Annotated in this window: 24 protein-coding genes; 7 read left to right on the top strand and 17 right to left on the bottom strand. The window is 71.0% G+C overall.

All coding sequences use genetic code 11. The features are described 5' to 3' along the window. Positions 1-82: 82 nt before the first annotated feature. Both ACT1U9_RS07810 and ACT1U9_RS07815 read right to left on the bottom strand, forming a co-directional pair. Complete coding sequence (locus ACT1U9_RS07810) at positions 83-301, bottom strand: hypothetical protein (protein ID WP_188275291.1); 219 nt, start codon at positions 299-301, stop codon at positions 83-85. Positions 302-682: 381 nt separating this feature from the next. Further along, entirely contained in the window at positions 683-964 is a 282-nt protein-coding gene (locus ACT1U9_RS07815; protein ID WP_444537638.1) for an acylphosphatase, read from the bottom strand. Positions 965-1,142: 178 nt separating this feature from the next. Here ACT1U9_RS07815 and ACT1U9_RS07820 point away from each other — a divergent pair, with 178 nt between their 5' ends. Beyond that, positions 1,143-2,033 carry a CAP domain-containing protein gene (locus tag ACT1U9_RS07820; RefSeq protein ID WP_444537639.1) on the top strand — a complete coding sequence of 297 codons (891 nt, stop codon included), beginning with the start codon at positions 1,143-1,145 and terminating at the stop codon, positions 2,031-2,033. 66 nt (positions 2,034-2,099) lie between these two features. Continuing rightward, positions 2,100-2,507 (top strand): winged helix-turn-helix transcriptional regulator, encoded by a 408-nt coding sequence (locus ACT1U9_RS07825; protein ID WP_444537640.1) that lies wholly within the window; start codon positions 2,100-2,102, stop codon positions 2,505-2,507. Here ACT1U9_RS07825 and mutM read toward each other — a convergent pair. The 9 genes from mutM to ACT1U9_RS07870 all read right to left on the bottom strand — a co-directional run bounded on the left by mutM (position 2,480) and on the right by ACT1U9_RS07870 (position 11,671). Continuing rightward, on the bottom strand, positions 2,480-3,340 hold the full coding sequence (gene mutM, locus ACT1U9_RS07830) for a bifunctional DNA-formamidopyrimidine glycosylase/DNA-(apurinic or apyrimidinic site) lyase (RefSeq protein WP_444537641.1): 861 nt from the start codon (positions 3,338-3,340) through the stop codon (positions 2,480-2,482). The genes ACT1U9_RS07825 and mutM overlap by 28 nt on opposite strands. A 207-nt stretch (positions 3,341-3,547) precedes the next feature. Continuing rightward, the gene (gene rnc, locus ACT1U9_RS07835) at positions 3,548-4,381 is read right to left on the bottom strand and encodes a ribonuclease III (RefSeq protein WP_444537642.1); all 834 of its coding nucleotides are present in this window, start codon (positions 4,379-4,381) and stop codon (positions 3,548-3,550) included. 19 nt (positions 4,382-4,400) lie between these two features. After that, positions 4,401-4,574, bottom strand: coding sequence for a 50S ribosomal protein L32 (gene rpmF / locus ACT1U9_RS07840; RefSeq protein WP_026165248.1), 174 nt, complete (start codon positions 4,572-4,574; stop codon positions 4,401-4,403). 2 nt (positions 4,575-4,576) lie between these two features. Next, positions 4,577-5,215, bottom strand: coding sequence for a YceD family protein (locus tag ACT1U9_RS07845; protein WP_444539037.1), 639 nt, complete (start codon positions 5,213-5,215; stop codon positions 4,577-4,579). Between the two features lie 237 nt (positions 5,216-5,452). After that, positions 5,453-6,547, bottom strand: coding sequence for a cell division initiation protein (locus ACT1U9_RS07850; RefSeq protein ID WP_444537643.1), 1,095 nt, complete (start codon positions 6,545-6,547; stop codon positions 5,453-5,455). A 96-nt stretch (positions 6,548-6,643) separates the two neighbouring features. After that, positions 6,644-7,126, bottom strand: coding sequence for a pantetheine-phosphate adenylyltransferase (gene coaD, locus ACT1U9_RS07855; protein WP_444539038.1), 483 nt, complete (start codon positions 7,124-7,126; stop codon positions 6,644-6,646). A 20-nt stretch (positions 7,127-7,146) separates the two neighbouring features. Next, positions 7,147-7,731: a 16S rRNA (guanine(966)-N(2))-methyltransferase RsmD gene (gene rsmD / locus ACT1U9_RS07860; RefSeq protein WP_444537644.1), complete on the bottom strand. Its 585-nt coding sequence runs from the start codon at positions 7,729-7,731 to the stop codon at positions 7,147-7,149. Positions 7,732-7,813: 82 nt separating this feature from the next. Continuing rightward, on the bottom strand, positions 7,814-10,012 hold the full coding sequence (gene recG / locus ACT1U9_RS07865) for an ATP-dependent DNA helicase RecG (RefSeq protein ID WP_444537645.1): 2,199 nt from the start codon (positions 10,010-10,012) through the stop codon (positions 7,814-7,816). Between the two features lie 75 nt (positions 10,013-10,087). Continuing rightward, positions 10,088-11,671, bottom strand: coding sequence for a DAK2 domain-containing protein (locus ACT1U9_RS07870; RefSeq protein WP_444537646.1), 1,584 nt, complete (start codon positions 11,669-11,671; stop codon positions 10,088-10,090). 237 nt (positions 11,672-11,908) lie between these two features. Here ACT1U9_RS07870 and rpmB point away from each other — a divergent pair, with 237 nt between their 5' ends. After that, a complete protein-coding gene (gene rpmB / locus ACT1U9_RS07875; protein ID WP_003957616.1) occupies positions 11,909-12,094 on the top strand; it encodes a 50S ribosomal protein L28 in 186 nt (61 codons plus the stop codon). A 100-nt stretch (positions 12,095-12,194) separates the two neighbouring features. Here rpmB and thiD read toward each other — a convergent pair whose 3' ends face one another. Beyond that, positions 12,195-12,995 carry a bifunctional hydroxymethylpyrimidine kinase/phosphomethylpyrimidine kinase gene (gene thiD, locus ACT1U9_RS07880; protein ID WP_444537647.1) on the bottom strand — a complete coding sequence of 267 codons (801 nt, stop codon included), beginning with the start codon at positions 12,993-12,995 and terminating at the stop codon, positions 12,195-12,197. Then, positions 12,992-13,954: a thiamine-phosphate kinase gene (locus tag ACT1U9_RS07885; RefSeq protein WP_188275280.1), complete on the bottom strand. Its 963-nt coding sequence runs from the start codon at positions 13,952-13,954 to the stop codon at positions 12,992-12,994. Before ACT1U9_RS07885 ends, thiD begins: the two co-directional genes overlap by 4 nt. A gap of 248 nt (positions 13,955-14,202) precedes the next feature. Here ACT1U9_RS07885 and ACT1U9_RS07890 point away from each other — a divergent pair, with 248 nt between their 5' ends. After that, positions 14,203-14,436: an Lrp/AsnC family transcriptional regulator gene (locus ACT1U9_RS07890; protein WP_064070330.1), complete on the top strand. Its 234-nt coding sequence runs from the start codon at positions 14,203-14,205 to the stop codon at positions 14,434-14,436. 20 nt (positions 14,437-14,456) lie between these two features. Further along, entirely contained in the window at positions 14,457-14,939 is a 483-nt protein-coding gene (locus ACT1U9_RS07895; RefSeq protein WP_444537648.1) for a DUF3515 domain-containing protein, read from the top strand. A gap of 14 nt (positions 14,940-14,953) precedes the next feature. Here ACT1U9_RS07895 and ACT1U9_RS07900 read toward each other — a convergent pair whose 3' ends face one another. The 3 genes from ACT1U9_RS07900 to ACT1U9_RS07910 are packed head-to-tail and all read right to left on the bottom strand — an operon-like array spanning position 14,954 to position 17,917. Next, positions 14,954-16,120 (bottom strand): D-alanine--D-alanine ligase family protein, encoded by a 1,167-nt coding sequence (locus ACT1U9_RS07900; RefSeq protein WP_444537649.1) that lies wholly within the window; start codon positions 16,118-16,120, stop codon positions 14,954-14,956. Between the two features lie 34 nt (positions 16,121-16,154). After that, positions 16,155-17,168 (bottom strand): NAD(P)H-dependent glycerol-3-phosphate dehydrogenase, encoded by a 1,014-nt coding sequence (locus ACT1U9_RS07905; RefSeq protein WP_444537650.1) that lies wholly within the window; start codon positions 17,166-17,168, stop codon positions 16,155-16,157. Continuing rightward, positions 17,165-17,917, bottom strand: a complete 753-nt coding sequence (locus ACT1U9_RS07910) for a lysophospholipid acyltransferase family protein (RefSeq protein ID WP_444537651.1) — start codon at positions 17,915-17,917, stop codon at positions 17,165-17,167. The genes ACT1U9_RS07905 and ACT1U9_RS07910 overlap by 4 nt, the downstream gene beginning before the upstream one ends. 139 nt (positions 17,918-18,056) lie before the next feature. Between ACT1U9_RS07910 and cofC the strand changes: the two genes are divergently transcribed. Beyond that, positions 18,057-18,776 carry a 2-phospho-L-lactate guanylyltransferase gene (gene cofC / locus ACT1U9_RS07915; protein WP_444537652.1) on the top strand — a complete coding sequence of 240 codons (720 nt, stop codon included), beginning with the start codon at positions 18,057-18,059 and terminating at the stop codon, positions 18,774-18,776. 10 nt (positions 18,777-18,786) lie between these two features. Beyond that, positions 18,787-18,990, top strand: a complete 204-nt coding sequence (locus tag ACT1U9_RS07920) for a hypothetical protein (protein ID WP_444537653.1) — start codon at positions 18,787-18,789, stop codon at positions 18,988-18,990. Between the two features lie 77 nt (positions 18,991-19,067). Here ACT1U9_RS07920 and ACT1U9_RS07925 read toward each other — a convergent pair whose 3' ends face one another. Beyond that, positions 19,068-19,718 carry an HU family DNA-binding protein gene (locus ACT1U9_RS07925; RefSeq protein WP_444537654.1) on the bottom strand — a complete coding sequence of 217 codons (651 nt, stop codon included), beginning with the start codon at positions 19,716-19,718 and terminating at the stop codon, positions 19,068-19,070. Between the last annotated feature and the right edge of the window lie 67 nt (positions 19,719-19,785).

Genomic DNA, 19,785 nt, shown 5'->3' on the forward strand with positions numbered 1-19,785 from the left:
AGAAGGGACGCCAAAGCGTCCCTTGCATATCTATCTCGGGAGAGTGTTCCTCACCCTGCGGGCCTTCGGGGTACGGCCCGGATCAGGTGAGCGCAGGCTCCGCCTGGGGTACGTCGATGTCGATGCCTTCGAGCAGCGAGTCTCCGTGGTGCGAAGCAACGGCAGCGGACAGCGCGTCCTTCTCGGACTGGATCCGTACGAGCTCGGACTCAAGGTCCTGGACACGCTGCTGGAGCCGTCGCATCTCGGCGAGGAGTCGCGGGTCGGAGCCGCCGACGTAACCGAGAAGCGCCTTTGCCATGATGGATGGTCCTCCACACTGAGTGACCGACCGAAGCGGTGTGGGTCGTGAGGGAATCGCACCCGCGGTGCTTGGACTTGACGGGGGTTCTTCATGCCAAACAGCTAAGGTGCGCGGGGCTTCCAGCGTCTCACCAAAAAGTTTGACGGTCAACACGATCACGCCCCGTATCGGCGGGCAATCCGGGGGCCGTTCGGCCCGGAAGCACTCGGGCGCGGCCTCTCCTCGGAGCCCTGGGGGCGTGGAGATCATCCTTACGTTCGCAGCCTTGCACGCCTGAACCGGAATGGCAACAACGAAGTCCTACGAGGTCAGGGGCGTGCGGACGGAACGGACTCATGAGTAGGGGCGCCGGGGCCCGCCGGTCGGGGCGGGCGCGCCCTAGCGGATCGCGAAGGTGTCGTAGCCGCCGCGCGGCGCGCCCCAGATCTCGGTGACGCCCGTGACCTTGCCGGGTGTGTCGTCACTGCGAAGCCACTCCAGCAAACGGTGGCAATTCTCACGTGGACCCTCGGCCACCACCTGCACCCTGCCGTCGTCGAGATTGAGCGCGAATCCGACGAGGCCGCCGATCTCCAAAGCGTTTGCCCTGGTGAACCAGCGGAAGCCCACTCCCTGTACTCGGCCGCGTACCCACGCGACGAGCCGTGCATCTTCGTTCATGGCTGCACGCTAACCGGCCAATTGCACACGGAGCACTTCACCCTCTCGCGCCATGGCGTACAGTCCCGACGCAATGAGCCTCACCCATTCGGACTAGACCCAGCCGCCTCTGAAGGCAACCGGGCGCCGGGGGCTCAGGCACGAGAACAGCACCGCAGCCATGAGGGAAGGTCCGCAGATGGGACGCCATCGTCGCTCCGCCCCCGCGCCCGCCGCCGAAGACCACGCGCAGGGCACGGGAAGTACGCCCCAGGGTGCCGCGCGCCGTAAGAAGCGGCCCGTGGTGCCCGTGCGCACCGGTCTGCTCGGCGCGTCCGCAGCCGTCGCCGTGGGCGCCGTCGCCATAGCCTCGGGCCTGCTGCCGGGCGGCTCCACGTTCGCGCTGAACGGTGGCAGCAGCGCCGACAAGCATGTCCAGGCGGACGGCACGTCCGATCTGCGCCAGCAGGGCGGCGAGGCGGTCAAGCCGACCAGCGCGGCCCCCTCGGCGACGCCGGCCACCACTTCGCCGAGCACCCACGCGCCCCTCACCTCCCCCTCGGCCTCCGCGCCGAGCAGGACGCCGTCGGCCTCCGCGACCCCGTCGGAGCAGAAGTCGGCGCCGGTCGCGCCCAAGACCGAGGCTCCGGTCACGCACGCGCCGAAGGTCACGGTGCTGCCCGAGCAGCGGCAGGCCAAGGCCCCGACCGCCGAGGCGGCTGCGGCCGCCACGGTCGTCTCGCTCGTCAACCAGCAGCGCGAGCAGGCCGGTCTCAACCCGCTGAAGGCCGACGGCTCGCTGGCGGCGCTGGCCACCGCGTTCAGCGACGAGATGGCGGCGCGCGGCTTCTTCGACCACACCGACCCGGACGGCAAGAGCCCCTGGGACCGCGCCGCGAAGGCGGGCATCGGCAACCTGGGCGGCGAGAACATCGCGCGCGGCCAGGCGGACGCCAAGGCGGTCATGGAGGCGTGGATGAACAGCCCCGGCCACCGCGCGAACATCCTGAACCCTGATTACAAGACGCTGGGCGTCGGAGTGCACTTCGGCGAGGGCGGCCCGTGGTGGACGCAGGACTTCGGCTTCTGAGTCCGCTGCCCCCTGGGATGCAGCGCTAACTTTTGGTTAGCACTGCATCGGAGTACGGTGGCGGTCATGGAAGAGACCGCCACCGAGACCGTCACCGCGCCCGCCGACCTGCCCTTCGACGTGTTCTCCAAGGCGTGCCCGTCCCGGGGCACGCTTGAGCATGTCACCGGACGCTGGGGCAGTCTCACGCTGGGCGCGCTGTACGAGGGCGGCTTCCGCTTCAACGAGCTGCGGCGCCGGGTCGACGGCGTCAGCGAGAAGATGCTCTCCCAGACGCTGCACGCGCTTGAGCGCGACGGGCTCGTCCACCGCGACGCGCAGCCGACCAATCCGCCGCGTGTCGACTACAGTCTGACCCCGCTCGGCCGCGAGGTCGCCGAACGGCTCGTCGGCCTGATCCACTTCATGGAGGACCGGATGCCCACGGTCCTTGCGGCGCGCGAGAGTTACGACACGGCGCGCGGCGCGCGCTGACAGCGCGGGCAGAAGTAACTGGAGCGGTTCATCCACGGGCGCCGGCGCATCGGGGTGCCGCACCGGTGGCACGGCTCGCCCTCGCGCCCGTACGCGTCGAGCGACCGGTCGAAGTACCCCGACTCCCCGTTCACATTGACGTAGAGGCTGTCGAAGCTGGTGCCGCCGACGGCGAGCGCCGCGTTCATCACATCCCGTACGTGGCCGAGGAGTTCGGCGGACTTGGGGCGTGTGAGGGTCGAAGTGGGGCGCTCGTAGTGCAACTTGGCGCGCCACAGCGCCTCGTCGGCGTAGATGTTGCCGACGCCGCTGATGAGGGACTGGTCGAGCAGCGCGCGCTTGACGGTCGTGCGCCGCAGGCGCAGGGCGGTGAAGAAGGCGTCGTCGTCGAAGAGTTCGTCGAGCGGGTCGCGCGCGATGTGGGCGATGACGTCGGGCAGGCCGTCGGGGGTGTTGTCGTGCAGCGAGAGCCCGCCGAAGGTGCGCTGGTCGACGAAGCGCAGCTCGGTTCCCGCGTCGTCCTGGAACCGGACGCGGATCCGCAAGTGCTTCTCGTCGGGCGCGCTCTCGGGCTGTACGAGCAGTTGCCCGCTCATGCCGAGGTGTCCGAGCACGGACTGGTCGGTGTCTTCGAGCGGCAGCCACAGGTACTTGCCGCGGCGGCGCGCGACGCCGATGCGGTGGCCCTTGAGCCGGGCCGCGAAGTCCTCCCCGCCGGCGGGGTGCCGTCGCACGGCCCGGGGGTGCAGGACGTCGACGCTCGCGACGGTCCGCCCGGCGACCCAGCGTTCGAGCCCCCTGCGCACGACTTCGACCTCGGGCAGCTCGGGCACGGGGCTCCTCCGGAGGGGCGGATTTACGGGGTTGCTCGCAGCGTATCCCGCTCGTGACCCCGGGCTGCGCCCTGGCCCCCTGTTCGTCTGCGGACCGTGGGCCGTTGTGCCCACCCGTTCCGCCCTGCGGCACGCCTGCCCACAACGGCGGGCATAAAAAATCCCCGCCCGCACGAAGCTCGCGCGGGCGGGGCTGAAGAAAACGGTTCAGGCGGCCGGGTCGGCGGCGGGGGTCGGCGTCCCGCCGTCCTGCTCGGTGGCGGGGGCCTCGGCCGCCGCCTTCGCCTTCGCGATCCGCTCGTCGGCGGACGCGCGAATCGCGAGCCAAGCCGATTCGGCGGCCTGCTGCTCCGCTTCCTTCTTGCTGCGGCCGGTGCCGGTGCCGTACGAGACACCACCGACGCGGGCGGCAGCAGTAAAGGTCTTCTCGTGGTCGGGACCCGTCTCGGAGACCAGGTACTCCGGAACACCGAGGCCTTCGGCCGCGGTCAGCTCCTGGAGGCTGGTCTTCCAGTCCAGTCCGGCCCCGAGGTTCGAGGACTTCTCGATCAGGGGGTCGAAGAGCCGGTGGACGAGCTCGGAAGCCGCCTCCAGGCCCTGGTCCAGATACACCGCGCCGATCACCGCTTCAAGGGTGTCGGCGAGGATGGACGCCTTGTCCCGGCCGCCCGTGCCCTCTTCGCCCCGGCCGAGCCGGATGAAGGAGCCGAGGTCGAGCCCGCGGCCCACCTGCGCCAGCGCACGAGAGTTGACCACCGCGGCCCGGAGCTTGGCCAACTGGCCTTCCGGGAGGTCCGGGTGGGTGCGGTACAGCGTGTCCGTGACGACCAGACCGAGCACCGAGTCCCCGAGGAACTCAAGCCGTTCGTTGGTCGGCAGACCGCCGTTCTCGTACGCGTACGACCGGTGGGTCAGCGCACGCACCAGAAGGGCGGACTCAAGGTGATACCCGAGCCGCCCTTCCAGAAGCGTGTGGGACGAGGCCGAGTTGTTGTCGCTGGTGCCCGCCTTCTTGGCGCCGGCATTCGACAGATCAGACATCGGGCCTCTCACCAGCCGCTCAGACCTCGAGGACCTGGCGCTTGTTGTAGGTGCCGCAGCTCGGGCACGCGATGTGCTGCTGCTTCGGCTCCTGGCAACGCTCGCACGAAACCAGGGTGGGGACCGCAGCCTTCCACTGCGACCGGCGGTGGCGCGTGTTGCTGCGCGACATCTTCCGCTTCGGAACAGCCACGGCTACTTCTCCTGCTTCTCGTCGACGCCCGAATCGGCGCCGCTCATGTTGTCCTTCTCGCCGTCCTGGATGGTCCCGGCGAGTCCTTGCAGTGCCGCCCAACGGATGTCGACGGCGTCATGGTGGTGGTCGGGGTCGTCCTCAAGCCTGAATCCACAGGTGGAACACAGGCCGAGACACGTCTCCCGGCACACCGGCTGCATCGGCAGTGCGAGCACCACCGCATCACGCAGCACCGGCTCAAGGTCGAAGAGTCCGTCCTCAAGCGGGATGATGTCCTCGTCCTCGGCGTCGTCGGCCGGCTCCGCCTGCTTGCTGCGGCCCCGGTCGTCGGCGTCAGGGTACGAGAACAACTCCTGGAAGTCCGCGTCGAGCGCAAGCTCCAGCGGCTCCAGACACCTTACGCACTCACCCTCGGCCGATGCACGGGCGGTGCCTGTGACAAGCACCCCTTCCATGACCGACTCCAGGCGGAGCTCGATCTCCACGGGCGCGCCCTCGGGCACTCCCAGGACGTCCTGGATCCCGAGATCCTTGGGCGCCTCGACCGTGCGGGAGATCCGCTGCAGGGCACCAGGACGCCGGCCCAGCTCGTGTGTGTCGAACACGAGAGGGTTGCGGTGGTCGAGGTGCGTGCTCAGGGTTCTTCCCGCTTTCGGATCGTGGAGGGTGGCCGCCGGGCGTCGCCGTGGGGTGCGGCGCTGCGCGGGCAGCGGTGATCGCGGACGTACGCGCGACCGAAGAGCCAGGATACTGGACGGCCGCCGATTGGCCCAATCCACCCCGGCGAGCCTGTGGACGTGCCGTGACCGTGTCGACCTAGGGGCGCGGGGAACCGCGCGACAAGCCACAGACGGCCCGCACCCGAAAAACAGCGTCTACCGGCCCTGCTCGTACTGCCGCAGCTGCTCCAGATCGATCATGCTCGTGTCGAAAAGGCTGGTCTCGTCCAGCGCACCCTGCTGCGGATGCGCGGGCTGCGGAATGTGCGGCTGACCATGCTGCTGCACATACGCCGACTGGTCGTACCCGTACGGATCCTGCTGCGGCACCTGCTGGTCGTAGCCGTACTGCCCGTACTGCTGATGCGTCTGCGCCGCGTACGGCGTGGCGTACCCGGCCGAGCCGTCACCCGCGACGGCGTACGGATCCTGCTGGGGCTGCGCCTGCGCATAGCCGTACGGGTCGTACACCTGCGCGGGCACCTGAACCTGCTGCGGCTCGGCGGCACGCGGCGCGGGGTCGGCCAGCTCGGCGAGCCCGGCCAGATAGTCCGCGTCACTGGTGTGCTGCCCGAGCGCCCCGGCGGCGTCCTGCGCGGCCATGTGCGCGCCCAGCTCATCGGAGGCGATCCGGCCGTGCAGCGTCTCACGGCCGCGCCCGACGGCCTCCAGCGTTTTGGCGAGCACGGCCTCGAACGCGCCGAGCTTGGCGTCCACGTACTCGTCGGCCCGCGCGATGAGCGTCTGCGGGTCCGCGCTGTACTCGGGCGCGTCCTCGTCCGACTGCCCCTGCTCGTCGAGGCCGGGGCCCCGGCCGAGCAGCTTCTCGCGGCCGCGGTCGACCGAGCCGATGGTCTTGGTGAGGACCACTTCGAAGTTGGCCAGCTTGGAGTCGACGTAGTTGTCGGCCTCGGCGCGGATCTCGTCGGCCTCGCGCTTGGCCTCGGCGAGGATCCGGTCGGCCTCGTCCTGGGACTGCCGGGCGACGGCCGTGTCGGAGATCAGCGTGCCGCGCTGGGCGTGCGCGGACTCGATGATCCGCTCGGCCTCCTGGCGTGCCTGCTCGACCATCTGCTCGCGGCCGCCGATGAGCTCCTGGGCCTGCGCGAGCGAGCCGGGCAGTGCCTTGCGCACCTCTTCGAGGAGCGCGAGCAGTTCGGCGCGGTTGACCACGCACGAGGCCGACATCGGCATGGAGCGGGCGCCGGAGACGGCGCCGACGATCTCGTCCAGCTTCTTCTGCACGTCCACCGTGTGCTCGCCACTCTCTACGACTGGTTGGGAGACGGACGGGACGACTGTAAGGCCAGTCGGACCCCGCCCGACACCAGCTGACGGGCAGTCAGCTCAGCGCTGCTCGGCGATCTTCGCGACCAGCGCCTGCTGCACGGTCGCGGGCAGCAGGTGCGAGACGTCGCCGCCCCACGCCGCGACCTCCTTGACCAGCGACGACGACAGGAAGCTGTACGTCGGGTTGGTCGGCACGAACAGGGTCTCGACGCCCGAGAGCCCGTTGTTCATCTGGGCCATCTGGAGCTCGTAGTCGAAGTCGCTGACCGCGCGGAGCCCCTTCACGATGGCCGGGATGTCCCGCTGCTTGCAGAAGTCGACGAGAAGGCCGTGGAAGGACTCGACCTCGACGTTCCCGTAGTCGGCGGTGACCTCGCGGAGCAGGTCGAGCCGCTCCTCGACGGTGAACAGGCCCTTCTTGGCCTGGTTGATCATCACGACGACATGCACCACGTCGTACAGCCTGGAGGCACGGGCGATGATGTCGAGGTGTCCATTGGTGACGGGGTCGTACGACCCCGGACAGACGGCTCGGCGCAACTGAAGTCCCTCGCTCCCGGTCATGGTGCGTCTTCGCACGTAGAGGCGGCGCGACCGTACCAAAGCGTGCCCTCGCCGTAACGACGGGCCCGCAGCGGCTCGAACCCCTGCGGCCAGCCGAATTCCCCGCCTCTGGTGCTGCGCTCCACGGTGACCAGGCACTCCTCCGCGAGCCAGCCCCCAGAGGCGAGTGTGAGCAGGATCTCGCGAAGATCATCATCCGTGACGGCATACGGCGGGTCGAGAAAGACCACGTCATACGGGGTTTCGGGAGCCGGGCCCGCGACGATTTGCTCTGCTTTTCCATTACGTACCTCGGCGCCCGGAAGGCCCAGTACGCGCACGTTCTCGCGGACGGTCTTCACGGCCCGGGCATCCGTCTCCACGAGCAGCGCGTGCGAGGCGCCCCGGGACAGCGCTTCCAGGCCCACCGCGCCCGACCCGGCGTACAGATCGGCGACCCGGGTGCCCTCCAGGGTGCCGAGCAGCGCCTCCCAGGTGGAGAAGAGGCCCTCGCGCGCCCGGTCGGAGGTGGGGCGGGTGCCGTTGCCCGGCGGTACGGCCAGGCGGCGTCCGCCGGCCCGGCCGGCGATCACGCGGGTCATCTGAATCCTTGTCGGTGTACGTACGTCACTGGTGTCCCCCAGTTTCTCAGAACCCGGCGCGGACGCCGCCCGCGCGCCCCTGTCAGCCCTTGTCCAGGTACTGCTCCCGGTCCTTGTCAAGCAGCGCGTCCAGCGCGGTGCGCAGCGCCGGCAGGTTTTCCAGGTCCGGGTCCTGGCTCACCACCGCCACCGCCTCCTCCCGGGCCGCCGCGATGACCTCCTCGTCCTCGATGACCGCGAGCATCCGCAGCGAGGAGCGCACGCCCGACTGGGCCTGGCCGAGCACATCGCCCTCGCGGCGCTGTTCGAGGTCGATCCGGGAGAGCTCGAAGCCGTCGAGCGTGGCGGCCACCGCGCCGAGCCGGGCCCTGGCCGCGCTCGCCTCGGGCATCTCGGTGACCAGCAGACACAGGCCCGGGGCCGAGCCGCGCCCGACGCGGCCGCGCAGCTGGTGCAGCTGCGAGACGCCGAACCGGTCCGCGTCCATGATCACCATCGCGGTGGCGTTGGGGACGTTGACGCCGACCTCGATGACGGTGGTGGCGACCAGCACATCGACCTCGCCGGCAGCGAACCGGCGCATCACGTCGTCCTTGTCGTCCGGCTGCATCCGACCATGCAGCACCTCGATCCGCAGGCCCTGGAGCGGGCCCTTGGTGAGCTGGTCGGCGATGTCGAGCACGGCGAGCGGCGGCCGCTTCTCGGCCTCGTCCTCGGCGGACTTCTTCTTGCCCGCCTTCTTCTCGTCCTCGTCATCACCGATGCGCGGACACACCACGTACGCCTGATGACCCTTGCCGACCTCCTCGCGCACCCGCTCCCAGGCGCGGGCCAGGAAGTGTGGCTTGTCCTGCGCCGGGACCACATGGCTGGCGATCGGCGAGCGCCCGGCGGGCAGTTGGTCCAGGACCGATGTCTCCAGGTCGCCGAAGACGGTCATGGCGACCGTGCGCGGGATCGGCGTCGCCGTCATGACCAGCAGGTGCGGCGGCTGCTTCCCCTTGCCGCGCAGGGCGTCGCGCTGCTCGACGCCGAAGCGGTGCTGCTCGTCGACCACGACCAGGCCCAGATCGTGGAACTGCACCTTGTCCTCGATCAGCGCGTGCGTGCCGATCACGATCCCCGCCTCGCCCGTCACCAGGTCGAGCAGCGCCTGGCGGCGGGCGGGCATGCCCATGGAGCCGGTGAGCAGCACGACCTTGGTGCCGAGGTCGGAGCCGCCGAGCATGCCGCCTTCGGCGAGCTCGCCCATCATCTCGGTGATGGAGCGGTGGTGCTGCTGGGCGAGGACCTCGGTGGGGGCGAGCATCGCGGCCTGGCCCCCGGAGTCGACCACGGCGAGCATCGCGCGCAGGGCGACCATGGTCTTGCCCGAACCGACCTCGCCCTGGAGGAGGCGGTGCATGGGGTGCTCGGTCGCCAGGTCGTCGAAGATCTCCTTCGAGACGTTCTGCTGGCCGTCGGTGAGCGTGAACGGCAGCTTGGCGTCGAAGGCGTCGAGCAGGCCGCCGGGCGCGGGTCGCCGTGCAACGGCCGGGAGTTGGGCGTCCGCGTACCGCCGCCGCGCCAGCGCCACCTGGAGGACGAACGCCTCGTCCCACTTCAGCCGCTGCCGCGCGTCCTCGACGTCGTCCTTGCTGTGCGGGCGGTGGACCTTGAGCAGCGCCTCGGGCAGCGGCACGAAACCCCGGCCCTCGCGCAGGGACTCGGGCAGCGGGTCGACGGCCTCCTGGGCGCTGGGCAGCACCGCGTCGACCGCCTTGGCGATCTTCCAGGACTCAAGTCCCTTGCAGGCGGGGTAGATCGGGATCAGTGCGCCCGCCCACGAGTCGACCGTCTCGCCGTCCTCGTCGCTGTCGGCGCCCAGCTTCGCGTACGTGGGGTGGGCCAGCTGGAGGCGGCGGTTGAACATCGACACCTTGCCCGCGAACATCGCGCGGCTGCCGGGCAGCAGCTCCTTGTGCGGCTTGTGGATGCCGCGCCCGAAGAACACCAGCTGGAGGCGGCCGCTGCCGTCCGTGATGGTGATCTCCAGACGCTGGCCGCGACCGCCGTTGAACGTGTGCACGCGCGCGTCGGCGACCTGCGCGACCACCGTGACGTCCTCGTCGAGGGGCAGCTCGGCGAGCTTGGTCAGCTGGCCGCGCTCCTCGTACCGCCGGGGGTAGTGGTGGAGGAGGTCGCCGACCGTGTGCAGGTCGAGCTGCTCGGCCATCACCTTCGCGGTGGGTCCGCCGAGCAGCTTCTTCAAAGGTTCATCGAGCGCAGGCACGCGATCCATTGCACACCACACCACCGACATCGCGCAGGAACCCCTGGCCGCCTGTGGATGACTCACGCGCTCGGGCCGGTGGCGCTACTCCACGCCGATCAGCAGCGGAGCGCCCTGGTGGCCGCCTTCGTAGACCACGGTGTCCACCGCCAGATGCGTCTCCCGTACGTGGGCCTCCAGGCCCGGTGCCAGGTCCGGCGGGGTGTCGGCGGCCAGCACCAGGGTGACCAGTTCGCCGCCCGCCGCCAGCATCCGGTCCAGGACCGCCGCCGCCGTGGCCGCCAGGTCCTGGCCGATCACCGCCACGTCGCCGTCGATGAGGCCGAGGATGTCCCCGGCCTGGCAGATCCCCGCGGTGGTCCAGGACTGCCGCTCGGCGACGGCGAGTTCGGCGTACCGGGTGGCGCCCGCCGCCGCGGTCATCGCGACCACGTCCTCGTCGAAGCGGCGCTCGGGCGCGTGCACCGCGAGCGCGGCGATGCCCTGGACCGGGGAGCGGGTCGGGATGAGCGCGACCCGTACGCCCTCGGCCCGCGCCTGTTCCACGGCGGCGGCCGCAGTGTGGCGCAGGTCGGCGTCGTTGGGCAGCAGCACGACCTCGCGCGCGTGGGCGCGGCGGATCGCGTCGACGAGTTCACCGCTGGCCGGGGCTTCCCCCGGCCGGGCCAGCACCGCGTTCGCCCCGGCCTCGGCGCAGAGTCCGGCCAGGCCCTCCCCGGGGACGACCGCGACGACGGCCCGCTGGACCCGCTCGCGCGGCTCGGGCGGGGTCCCGAAGTGCGTGATGCGGATCCGGTGCGGCCGCCCGGCCTCGACGCCGGCCTCGACGGCCGCGCCCGCGTCGTCCACGTGTACGTGGACGTTCCACAGCCCGTCGCCGCCGACGACCACCAGGGAGTCGCCCAGTGCGTCGAGCCGGGTCCGCAGCCGGGCCACGGCCTCGTCGTCCGCGTCCAGGAGGTAGATCACCTCGAAGGCGGGCCCGGACTCCTCGGCGGGGTCGGCCGGGCAGGCGTGCGCGTCGAGGTGCGGATGCGTCTCGTGCCGTACGGCCGGGGCCTCGCCGGACAGTGCCTGCGCCAGCGCCCCCAGGACCGTCACCAGGCCCCAGCCGCCCGCGTCCACGACTCCGGCCCTGCCGAGCACCTCCAGCTGCCCCGGAGTGGCCTCCAGGGCCGCTCCGGCCCCGTCGAAGGCCGCCCTGGCCACGGCGGCGGCGTCGCCGGACACGTCCCGGGCCGCCTTGGCGGCGGCGGTGGCGACGGTGAGCACCGTGCCCTCCACCGGGTGCGCGACCGCCTCGTACGCGGCCTCGGCGGCGCGGGCCAGGGCCGCGGCGAGGTCCGCTCCGGGCCGGGCCAGGACCTCGGCCATGCCGCGCAGCAGCTGCGACAGGATCGTGCCCGAGTTGCCCCGGGCGCCGATCAGGGCGCCGTGGGCCATGGCCCGCATCACGTCGGCCGCCCCGGGCGCCCCGGTGTGCGCGGCGAAGACCGCCTCGACGGCCTGGTGGGCGGATTCCACGGTCAGGTAGAGGTTGGTGCCGGTGTCCCCGTCGGCGACCGGGTAGACGTTGACCGAGTCGATCTCCTCGCGGTCCCGGCCGAGCCCGGCCAGCGCGAGCGAGCACCAGGTCCGTACCGCGACGGCGTCGAGTGTCTGCGGCACCTGGTGTCCTCCTTGGGGCTGCTGAGCTGGGGCTAGCGGCAGGTTAGACCCGGGGCGGCCACCCGGCCCGGGGTGGGGGGCGGCGGGCGTCATGGTAGTTTCGTATCTCAGGAGCAGCCGTTGTATGCTGCTTCGGTTGCCCGGCGAGAGTCGGGCCATTCCCCCGGCAAGCCACTTCAGATCTCTGATTCCGGTGCGCCGGATTTCACTGTAAATCTGAAGTCTTTGGAGTGACCCGTGGCTGCCAACTGCGACGTCTGCGGCAAGGGGCCGGGCTTCGGCAACAACATTTCGCACTCGCACCGCCGTACGTCTCGTCGCTGGAACCCGAACATCCAGCGTGTGCGTGCCGTGGTCGGTCGGACGCCGAAGCGGCTCAACGTCTGCACCTCGTGCATCAAGGCCGGCAAGGTCTCGCGCTAACGCCGACGTTTCGTCGTAGCGCAGCCCTTCCGGTTGCCCAAAAAGCCGGTCCACCTCGGTGGACCGGCTTTTTGTCGTGCCCGTACGCGCGTGGGGGCGGCTAGGTCCTGAACCGCCAACCGTGATCCACCGGGCCGATCCCGCCCCCCAGCTTGAATCCCGCCCCGATCGCCCCCGTCACGTACTCCTTCGCTTCCACCGCCGCCTCCGGGACCGTGAGGCCCTTCGCGAGGCCCGAGGCCAGGGCGGAGGCCAGGGTGCAGCCCGTGCCGTGCGTGTGGCGGTTGTCCAGGCGCGGGGTGCGGAGCCAGTGCTCGTCGGAGCCGTCGGTGAGGAGGTCGACCGCCTGCGGCGAGGTCGAGTCCGCCAGGTGGCCGCCCTTGATCAGGGCCCAGCGGGGGCCGAAGGCGAGGATCGCCTCGGCCGCGCGCCGCATCCCGGCCTCGTCCTCGACCCGTACGCCGGTGAGCTGCGCCACTTCGTCGAGGTTGGGCGTGGCCACGGTCGCGGTCGGCAGCAGCCGCTTGCGTACGGAATCCAGCGCCTCGGCGGCGAGCAAGGAGTCCCCGTGCTTGGAGATCCCCACCGGGTCCACGACGACCGGCGCGTCCGTGCCGGACAGCAGCTCCGCCACCGCCTCCACCAGCGCGGCCGACGAGAGCATCCCCGTCTTCACGGCCTGGACGCCGATGTCGTCGACGACCGAGCGGTACTGGGCCCGTACCGCCTCGACGGGCAGTTCCCAGGCGCCCTGGACGCCCAGCGAGTTCTGCGCGGTCACCGCGGTGATCACGCTCATCCCGTGGACGCCGAGGGCCAGCATCGTCTTGAGGTCGGCCTGGATGCCCGCGCCGCCGCCGGAGTCGGACCCGGCGACGGTGAGCACGCGCGCGGGAGTCACTCCGCGTCCCCGAAGTGGTCCCAGCCGCCCTTGGCGGTCCAGGGGGCGCCGTCGACCGTGACCTGGGGCAGCGCCGACGGGTTCAGGACCTCGCCGATGACCTTCCAGCGGGCGGGCAGCTTCACGTCCGGCGGGAAGGTCGCCACGATCGCGTGGTCCTCTCCCCCGGTCAGGACCCACTGGAGCGGGTCGACGCCGACCGCCTGGCCGATGTCGTTCATCTGCGTGGGGATGTCGATGAGGCCCGAGCGCAGGTCGATACGGACCTTGCTGGCCTCCGCGATGTGCCCGAGGTCGGCGACCAGGCCGTCGCTGACGTCCGTCATGGCGGTCGCGCCGAGTCCGGCGGCGGCGGGGCCCGCGTGGTACGGCGGCTCGGGGCGGCGGTGGGCCTCCACGAAGGCGCGCGGCGAGCGGAAGCCGCGCGAGAGGACCGCGTAGCCCGCGGCGGACCAGCCGAGCCAGCCGGTGACCGCGACCACGTCGCCGGGCTGGGCGCCGCCCCGGGTGACCGGCTCGTGGTTGCGCAGATCGCCGAGCGCGGTGATCGCGACGGTGATGGTGTCGCCGCGCACGACGTCGCCGCCGACCACGGCCGCCCCCGCGACCTGGCACTCGTCGCGGATCCCGTCCATCAGCTCGATGGGCCAGGTCGCCGGGAGCTCGGCGGGCACGACGAGCCCGAGCAGCAGGGCGGTCGGCACGGCTCCCATGGCGGCGATATCGGCCAAGTTCTGAGCGGCGGCCTTGCGGCCCACGTCGTACGCGGTCGACCAGTCGCGGCGGAAATGGCGGCCCTCCAGGAGGATGTCCGTGCTCGCCACCACCCTGCGGTCGGGTGCGGTCACGACCGCGGCGTCGTCGCCGGGCCCGATCCGGACCGCGGGGGTCGAGGTGAGCCGGGAGGTCAGCTCCCTGATGAGCCCGAACTCCCCCAACTCGCCCACAGTGCCTTTCACCGTGCCACCTCTCATCCTCGTACCCCTCGGTACCCGGCGCGCTCGCGGTCGCGAGCCGTCACCTCGGTGGGTACCGTCAACACATACGTCAACTTCTGCTCCGCGCACGCGGATGTGCGAGCGTCCGCGCCTGCGCGGGACTCCCCCGGGCGCACGGCGACGCGATACCGTGGCGTCTCTTTCTTCCCCCCTTGGGCCTCCCCGCCGTAGGGAGGGGACATGATCCTCGTGGCCGCCCTGGAGGTTCCGTGGTACAGGCGTACATCCTCATCCAGACCGAGGTGGGCAAGGCGTCGACAGTCGCCGAGACCATCGCAAAGATTCCGGGGGTGATCCAGGCCGAGGACGTCACCGGGCCGTACGACGTGATCGTGCGGGCCCAGGCGGACACGGTCGACGAGCTGGGCCGCATGGTGGTCGCCAAGGTCCAGCAGGTGGACGGGATCACCCGCACCCTGACCTGCCCGGTGGTTCATCTGTAGCCCCCGCTTACCCTTGGCCAGTGACTTCCTCTCGCCGCCGGTCCCTCCTCCTGCCCGCAGCCGCCCTGGTCGTGCTGGCCGCCGCGGGCTGCTCCTCCACGGACGCGAAGGCGACGATCACGGTTCCCAGTCCGCCGAAGGCCACCGCCGCGCTCTGCGGCGCGCTGCACAAGGCGCTGCCCCAGAAGCTCGACGGGCTCAAGCGGAATGATCCCAGCCCGGCGTCGGAGCTGACCGCCGGGTGGGGTGACGACGGGATCGTACTGCGCTGCGGGATCGACCGGCCGGAGAAGATGAGCGATCCCGAGGCGGACGGGGTCACCGTGGACGGCGTGAACTGGCTCCTGGAGCAGCTCAAGGGCGGCTTCCGGTTCACGACGACCTATCGCAAGGCGTACGTGGAAGTGACGATGCCCACGGGCGGCGGCAAGCCGGCCGGGGATATCGGGTGGCTCACGGGGCTCTCCGGGCCGATCAAGAAGACGGTCCCGGAGAGCCTGTAGCCGCTGGGATCCTGCTACCGAAGGCCTGTCCTGCGCCTCAGGGCCGCCTGGATCAGGCGGTCCACCAGTTCCGCGTAGTCGACGCCCGTGGCCTCCCACATGCGCGGGTACATGGAGATCGGGGTGAAGCCCGGCATCGTGTTGATCTCGTTGATGACGAACTCGCCGTTCTCCTGGAGGAAGAAGTCCGCCCGGACGAGCCCCTCGCAGGACGCGGCCTCGAAGGCGTCGACCGCGAGCCGGCGCACCTCGGCGGTGGCCTCGGCGCCGATCGGCGCGGGCACGATCCCGTCCGCCGAGTCGATGTACTTCGCCTCGAAGTCGTAGAAGTCGTGCGCGGTGACCGGCGGGATCTCGGCGGGCACGCTCGCGCGCGGGCCGTCCTCGAACTCCAGGACGCCGCACTCGATCTCGCGGCCCCGCAGCAGCGCCTCGACCAGGAACTTGGGGTCGTGGCGGCGGGCCTCCTCGATGGCCTCGTCCAGGCCCTCGAAGGAGTCGACCTTGGTGATGCCGAAGGAGGAGCCGGCCCGGGACGGCTTGATGAACAGCGGCCAGCCGTGCTCACCGGCGAACGCGGCGATCCGCTTGCGGGCGCCCTGCTCGTCCTGCTCCCACTCGCGCGGCCGGACCACCAGGTACGGGCCGACGGGCAGCCCGAACGAGGTGAAGACGCGCTTCATGTACTCCTTGTCCTGGCCGACGGCCGAGGCGAGCACGCCCGCGCCGACGTAGGGGATGCCGGAGAGCTCCAGGAGGCCCTGGAGGGTGCCGTCCTCGCCGTAGGGGCCGTGGAGCACGGGGAAGACGACGTCGACCTCGCCCAGGGCCTTGGGGACCTGGCCGGGCTCGCTGTAGACCACCTCGCGGCTGCCCGGGTCCACGGGGAGCACGACGCCGCCGTCGGCGGACTCGGCGAGCTCGGCGACGCTGGGCACCTTGCGGTCGGCGATCGCCATCCGCTCGGGCTCGTCGGCGGTGAGCGCCCAGCGGCCGTCCGTCGTGATGCCGATGGGCAGCACGTCGTACTTCGTCCGGTCGATGGCGCGCAGCACGGCACCGGCGGTGACGACCGAGATGCCGTGCTCGGAGCTGCGGCCGCCGAACACGACGGCCACCCGCGGCTTGCGGGGCTGCTCGGTGCTCGTTTCAGGGCTCTGGGGGAGGTTCTCGCTGCTCATATCGCGTTGAGCGTACCCGCTCCCCTCGCGCACTTCAGCGCCGCTCGGCCTTGGCGCTGCGCGACATCAGCTCCTTGAGCGCGACCACCGGCGGCTTGCCCTCGTGGACGATGCCGACGACGGTCTCGGTGATGGGCATGTCCACCCCGTGCCGGCGGGCCAGATCCAGCACGGACTCACAGGACTTGACGCCCTCGGCGGTCTGCTTGGTGACCGCGATGGTCTCCTCAAGGGTCATGCCCTTGCCGAGGTTGGTGCCGAAGGTGTGGTTGCGCGAGAGCGGCGAGGAGCAGGTGGCGACGAGGTCGCCGAGGCCCGCGAGACCGGAGAACGTCAGCGGGTCGGCGCCCATCGCGAGGCCGAGCCGGGTGGTCTCGGCGAGGCCCCGGGTGATGAGCGAGCCCTTGGCGTTGTCGCCCAGGCCCATGCCGTCGGCGATGCCGACGGCGAGCCCGATCACGTTCTTGACCGCGCCGCCGAGTTCACAGCCGACGACGTCGGTGTTGGTGTACGGGCGGAAGTACGGGGTGTGGCAGGCGGCCTGGAGGCGCTGGGCCACGGCCTCGTCGCGGCAGGCGACCACGGCGGCGGCGGGCCGGCGCTGGGCGATCTCCTTGGCGAGGTTGGGGCCGGTGACGACGGCGACGCGGTCGGGGGTGACCTTGGCGACCTCCTCGATCACCTCGCTCATCCGCTTGGCGGTGCCGAGTTCGACGCCCTTCATCAGCGAGACGAGGACGGTGTCGGGCGCGAGCAGCGGCGTCCAGGCGGCGAGGTTGGCGCGCAGCGTCTGCGACGGCACGGCGAGCACGGTGAAGTCGGCGCCCTCGGCGGCCTCGGCCGCGTCCGTCGTCGCCCGTACGCCCGCGGGCAGTTCGATGCCCGGCAGGTAGTCCGGGTTGGTCCGGGTGGTGTTGACGGCCTCGGCGAGTTCGGGGCGGCGGCCCCACAGGGTCACCTCGCAGCCCGCGTCGGCGAGGACCATGGCGAACGCCGTACCCCAGGAGCCGGTTCCGAATACTGCTGCCTTGGTGGCGGCGTGCGTCACTTGGTGCCCTCCCCGGCGGCCTTGCGGCGCTGCTGCGCGCGGACTTCGCGCGGATCGTACGTCTTCGCGGGCGCGCTCTCGCCGCGGATCTCCTCCAGTTGGCGGGTGATCGCGGCCATGATGGCCTCGGTCGCCTCGCGCAGCACCTCGGGGGTGGGCTCCTTGTCGTAGAAGCGCGCGAGGTCGACCGGCGGACCGGCCTGCACCTGGAGGGTCTTGCGGGGGAAGAGGCGGACCTTCTTCTCCTTGGCGTACGGCGGCATCGCCAAGTTGGCGCCCCACTGGGCGACCGGGATGACCGGCGCCTTGGTCTGCAGGGCCGCGCGCGCGACGCCGGTCTTGGCGGTCATCGGCCACATGCCGGGGTCGCGGGTGAGGGTGCCCTCGGGGTAGAACGCGACGCATTCACCGCGCTCGACGGCGTCGACGGCGGCGCGGAAGGCGCCGAACGCGTTGGTGGACTCGCGGTAGACGGGAATCTGGCCCGTGCCGCGCAGCAGCAGTCCGACACCCGGCGCCTTGAAGAGGGCGGCCTTGGCGAGGAATCGGGGCACTCGTCCGGTGTTGTACTGGAAGTGCCCGTAGGAGAACATGTCGAGATACGAGTTGTGGTTGATGGCGGTGATAAAACCGCCCTCCGCCGGAATGTTCTCCATTCCGTGCCAGTCCCGCTTGAAAAGCACCACCAGTGGAGGTTTGGCGATGACCGCCGCAAGGCGGTACCAGAAGCCGATTCTGCGGCGGGACACTCGGAGCACCTTCCTCTAGGACAGACCACTGTCGACCACTGCGCGACTTGCGCAGGGAGCAAGTGTCGCCCCGGCCCTCCGGTCTGTCGAGAACACCGTACGCCCCGCCCGTGCCGCGCCCGCTCCTGGCCGGGTGACAATGAGCCTCGTCCTGTCCAGTGCCGTAGCGCCGGCCAGGCCCGAGGACGAAGGGGACGCCACGAACACCGCATCGACCGCCCGCTGGTCCCTCGTCGTACCGCTGAAGCCGCTGGCACTGGCCAAGAGCAGGCTCGCCGCGGCCGTGGGCGCGGCGCTGCGCCCGCGGCTCGCGCTGGCGTTCGCCCTGGACACCGTTTCGGCCGCGCTGGCCTGCCCTGCGGTACGGGATGTGGCGGTCGTCACGGACGATCCGCTGGCGGGCGCGGAGCTGGCCTCCCTGGGCGCCCGGATCGTCGCCGACCGCCCGGGCGCGGGCCTCAACGCCGCCCTCGCGCACGGCGCGTACGCGGTGCGCCGGGCGCGCCCGGATGCCGCGGTCGCCGCGCTGAACGCCGATCTGCCCGCGCTGCGTCCCGGGGAATTGGGCCGGGTCCTGGACGCCGCGTCCCTATTTTCCCGCGCATTTCTGGCCGATGCGGCCGGAATCGGCACGACATTTCTTTCGGCCGGGCCGGGCACGGATTTGGCCCCGGCTTTCGGCGGACCGTCGCGGGCCGCCCATTCGGCGTCCGGGGCGGCCGAAATCCTGCTGGCGCGGGTGGACTCGGTGCGCCAGGACGTGGACACCGGCGCCGATCTGCGCGCGGCGCTCGCGCTGGGCGCGGGCCCGGCCACGACGGCCCTGCGCAGCGCCGTCGATGTCGTACCCGGGTACTAGGCTGCTGGGCATGCAGGCGACCGCGTACACATACGACTTCGAGACCCGCAGCGGCAGCGTGCTGCTCGACGACGGCACCCCGGTGGACTTCGGTCCCGAGGCCTTCGAAGCGGGCGGCCTGCGGCTGCTCCGGGTGGGCCAGCGCGTCCGTATCGAGACGGAGGGCGAGGGCAAGTCCCTGCGCATCACGCTGGTGACCCTGCAGACGTTCTGAGAAGCGCCCTGAGATCACACCGCGGGCCGGGCTCCCCGAGGGGAGCCCGGCCCGGCGAGTGAGCCGTCCGACGTGCCTTACTTCTTGCGGGCGGTCGTCTTCTTGGCGGTGGTCTTGCGCGCGGTGGTCTTCTTGGCGGGGGCCTTCTTGGCCACGGCCTTCTTCGCGGGCGCGGTCTTCTTGGCGGTGGTCTTCTTCGCCGCCGTGGTGGCCTTCTTGGCGGTGGTCTTCTTCGCCGTCGCCGTGGCCTTCTTGGCGGTGGTCTTCTTCGCCGCCGTGGTCTTCTTCACGGCCGCCGTGGTCTTCTTGGCGGTCGTCTTCTTCGCGACGGTCTTCTTGGCGGTGGCCTTCTTGGCCGCGGCCTTCTTGACCGTGGAGCGGGTGGTGGTGCCGCCCGAGAGGCTGCCCTTGGGCGCCTTCTTGACCGCGACCTCGCCGCCCTTGGGGAGCTTCTTCGTGCCGCTCACCAGGTCCTTGAAGCCCTGACCCGCGCGGAAGCGCGGCACCGAGGTCTTCTTGACCCGCACCCGCTCACCCGTCTGCGGGTTACGGGCGTACCGGGCCGGGCGGTCGACCTTCTCGAACGAACCGAAACCGGTGACCGAGACACGGTCGCCGGCGACGACGGCCCGGACGATCGCGTCCAGGACCGCATCCACGGCGTCCGCGGCCTGCTGACGGCCGCCGACCTTGTCGGCAATCGCTTCTACGAGCTGCGCCTTGTTCACGTCTTCCCCTTCGGAGACATTGCCGGAACGAATCTGTTCTGGCTTTTTCGCACGTTAGGCAGATATA

Origin of the sequence: Streptomyces sp. BR1, assembly GCF_052373795.1 — a bacterium.
In the GTDB taxonomy this organism is placed as follows: Bacteria; Actinomycetota; Actinomycetes; order Streptomycetales; family Streptomycetaceae; genus Streptomyces.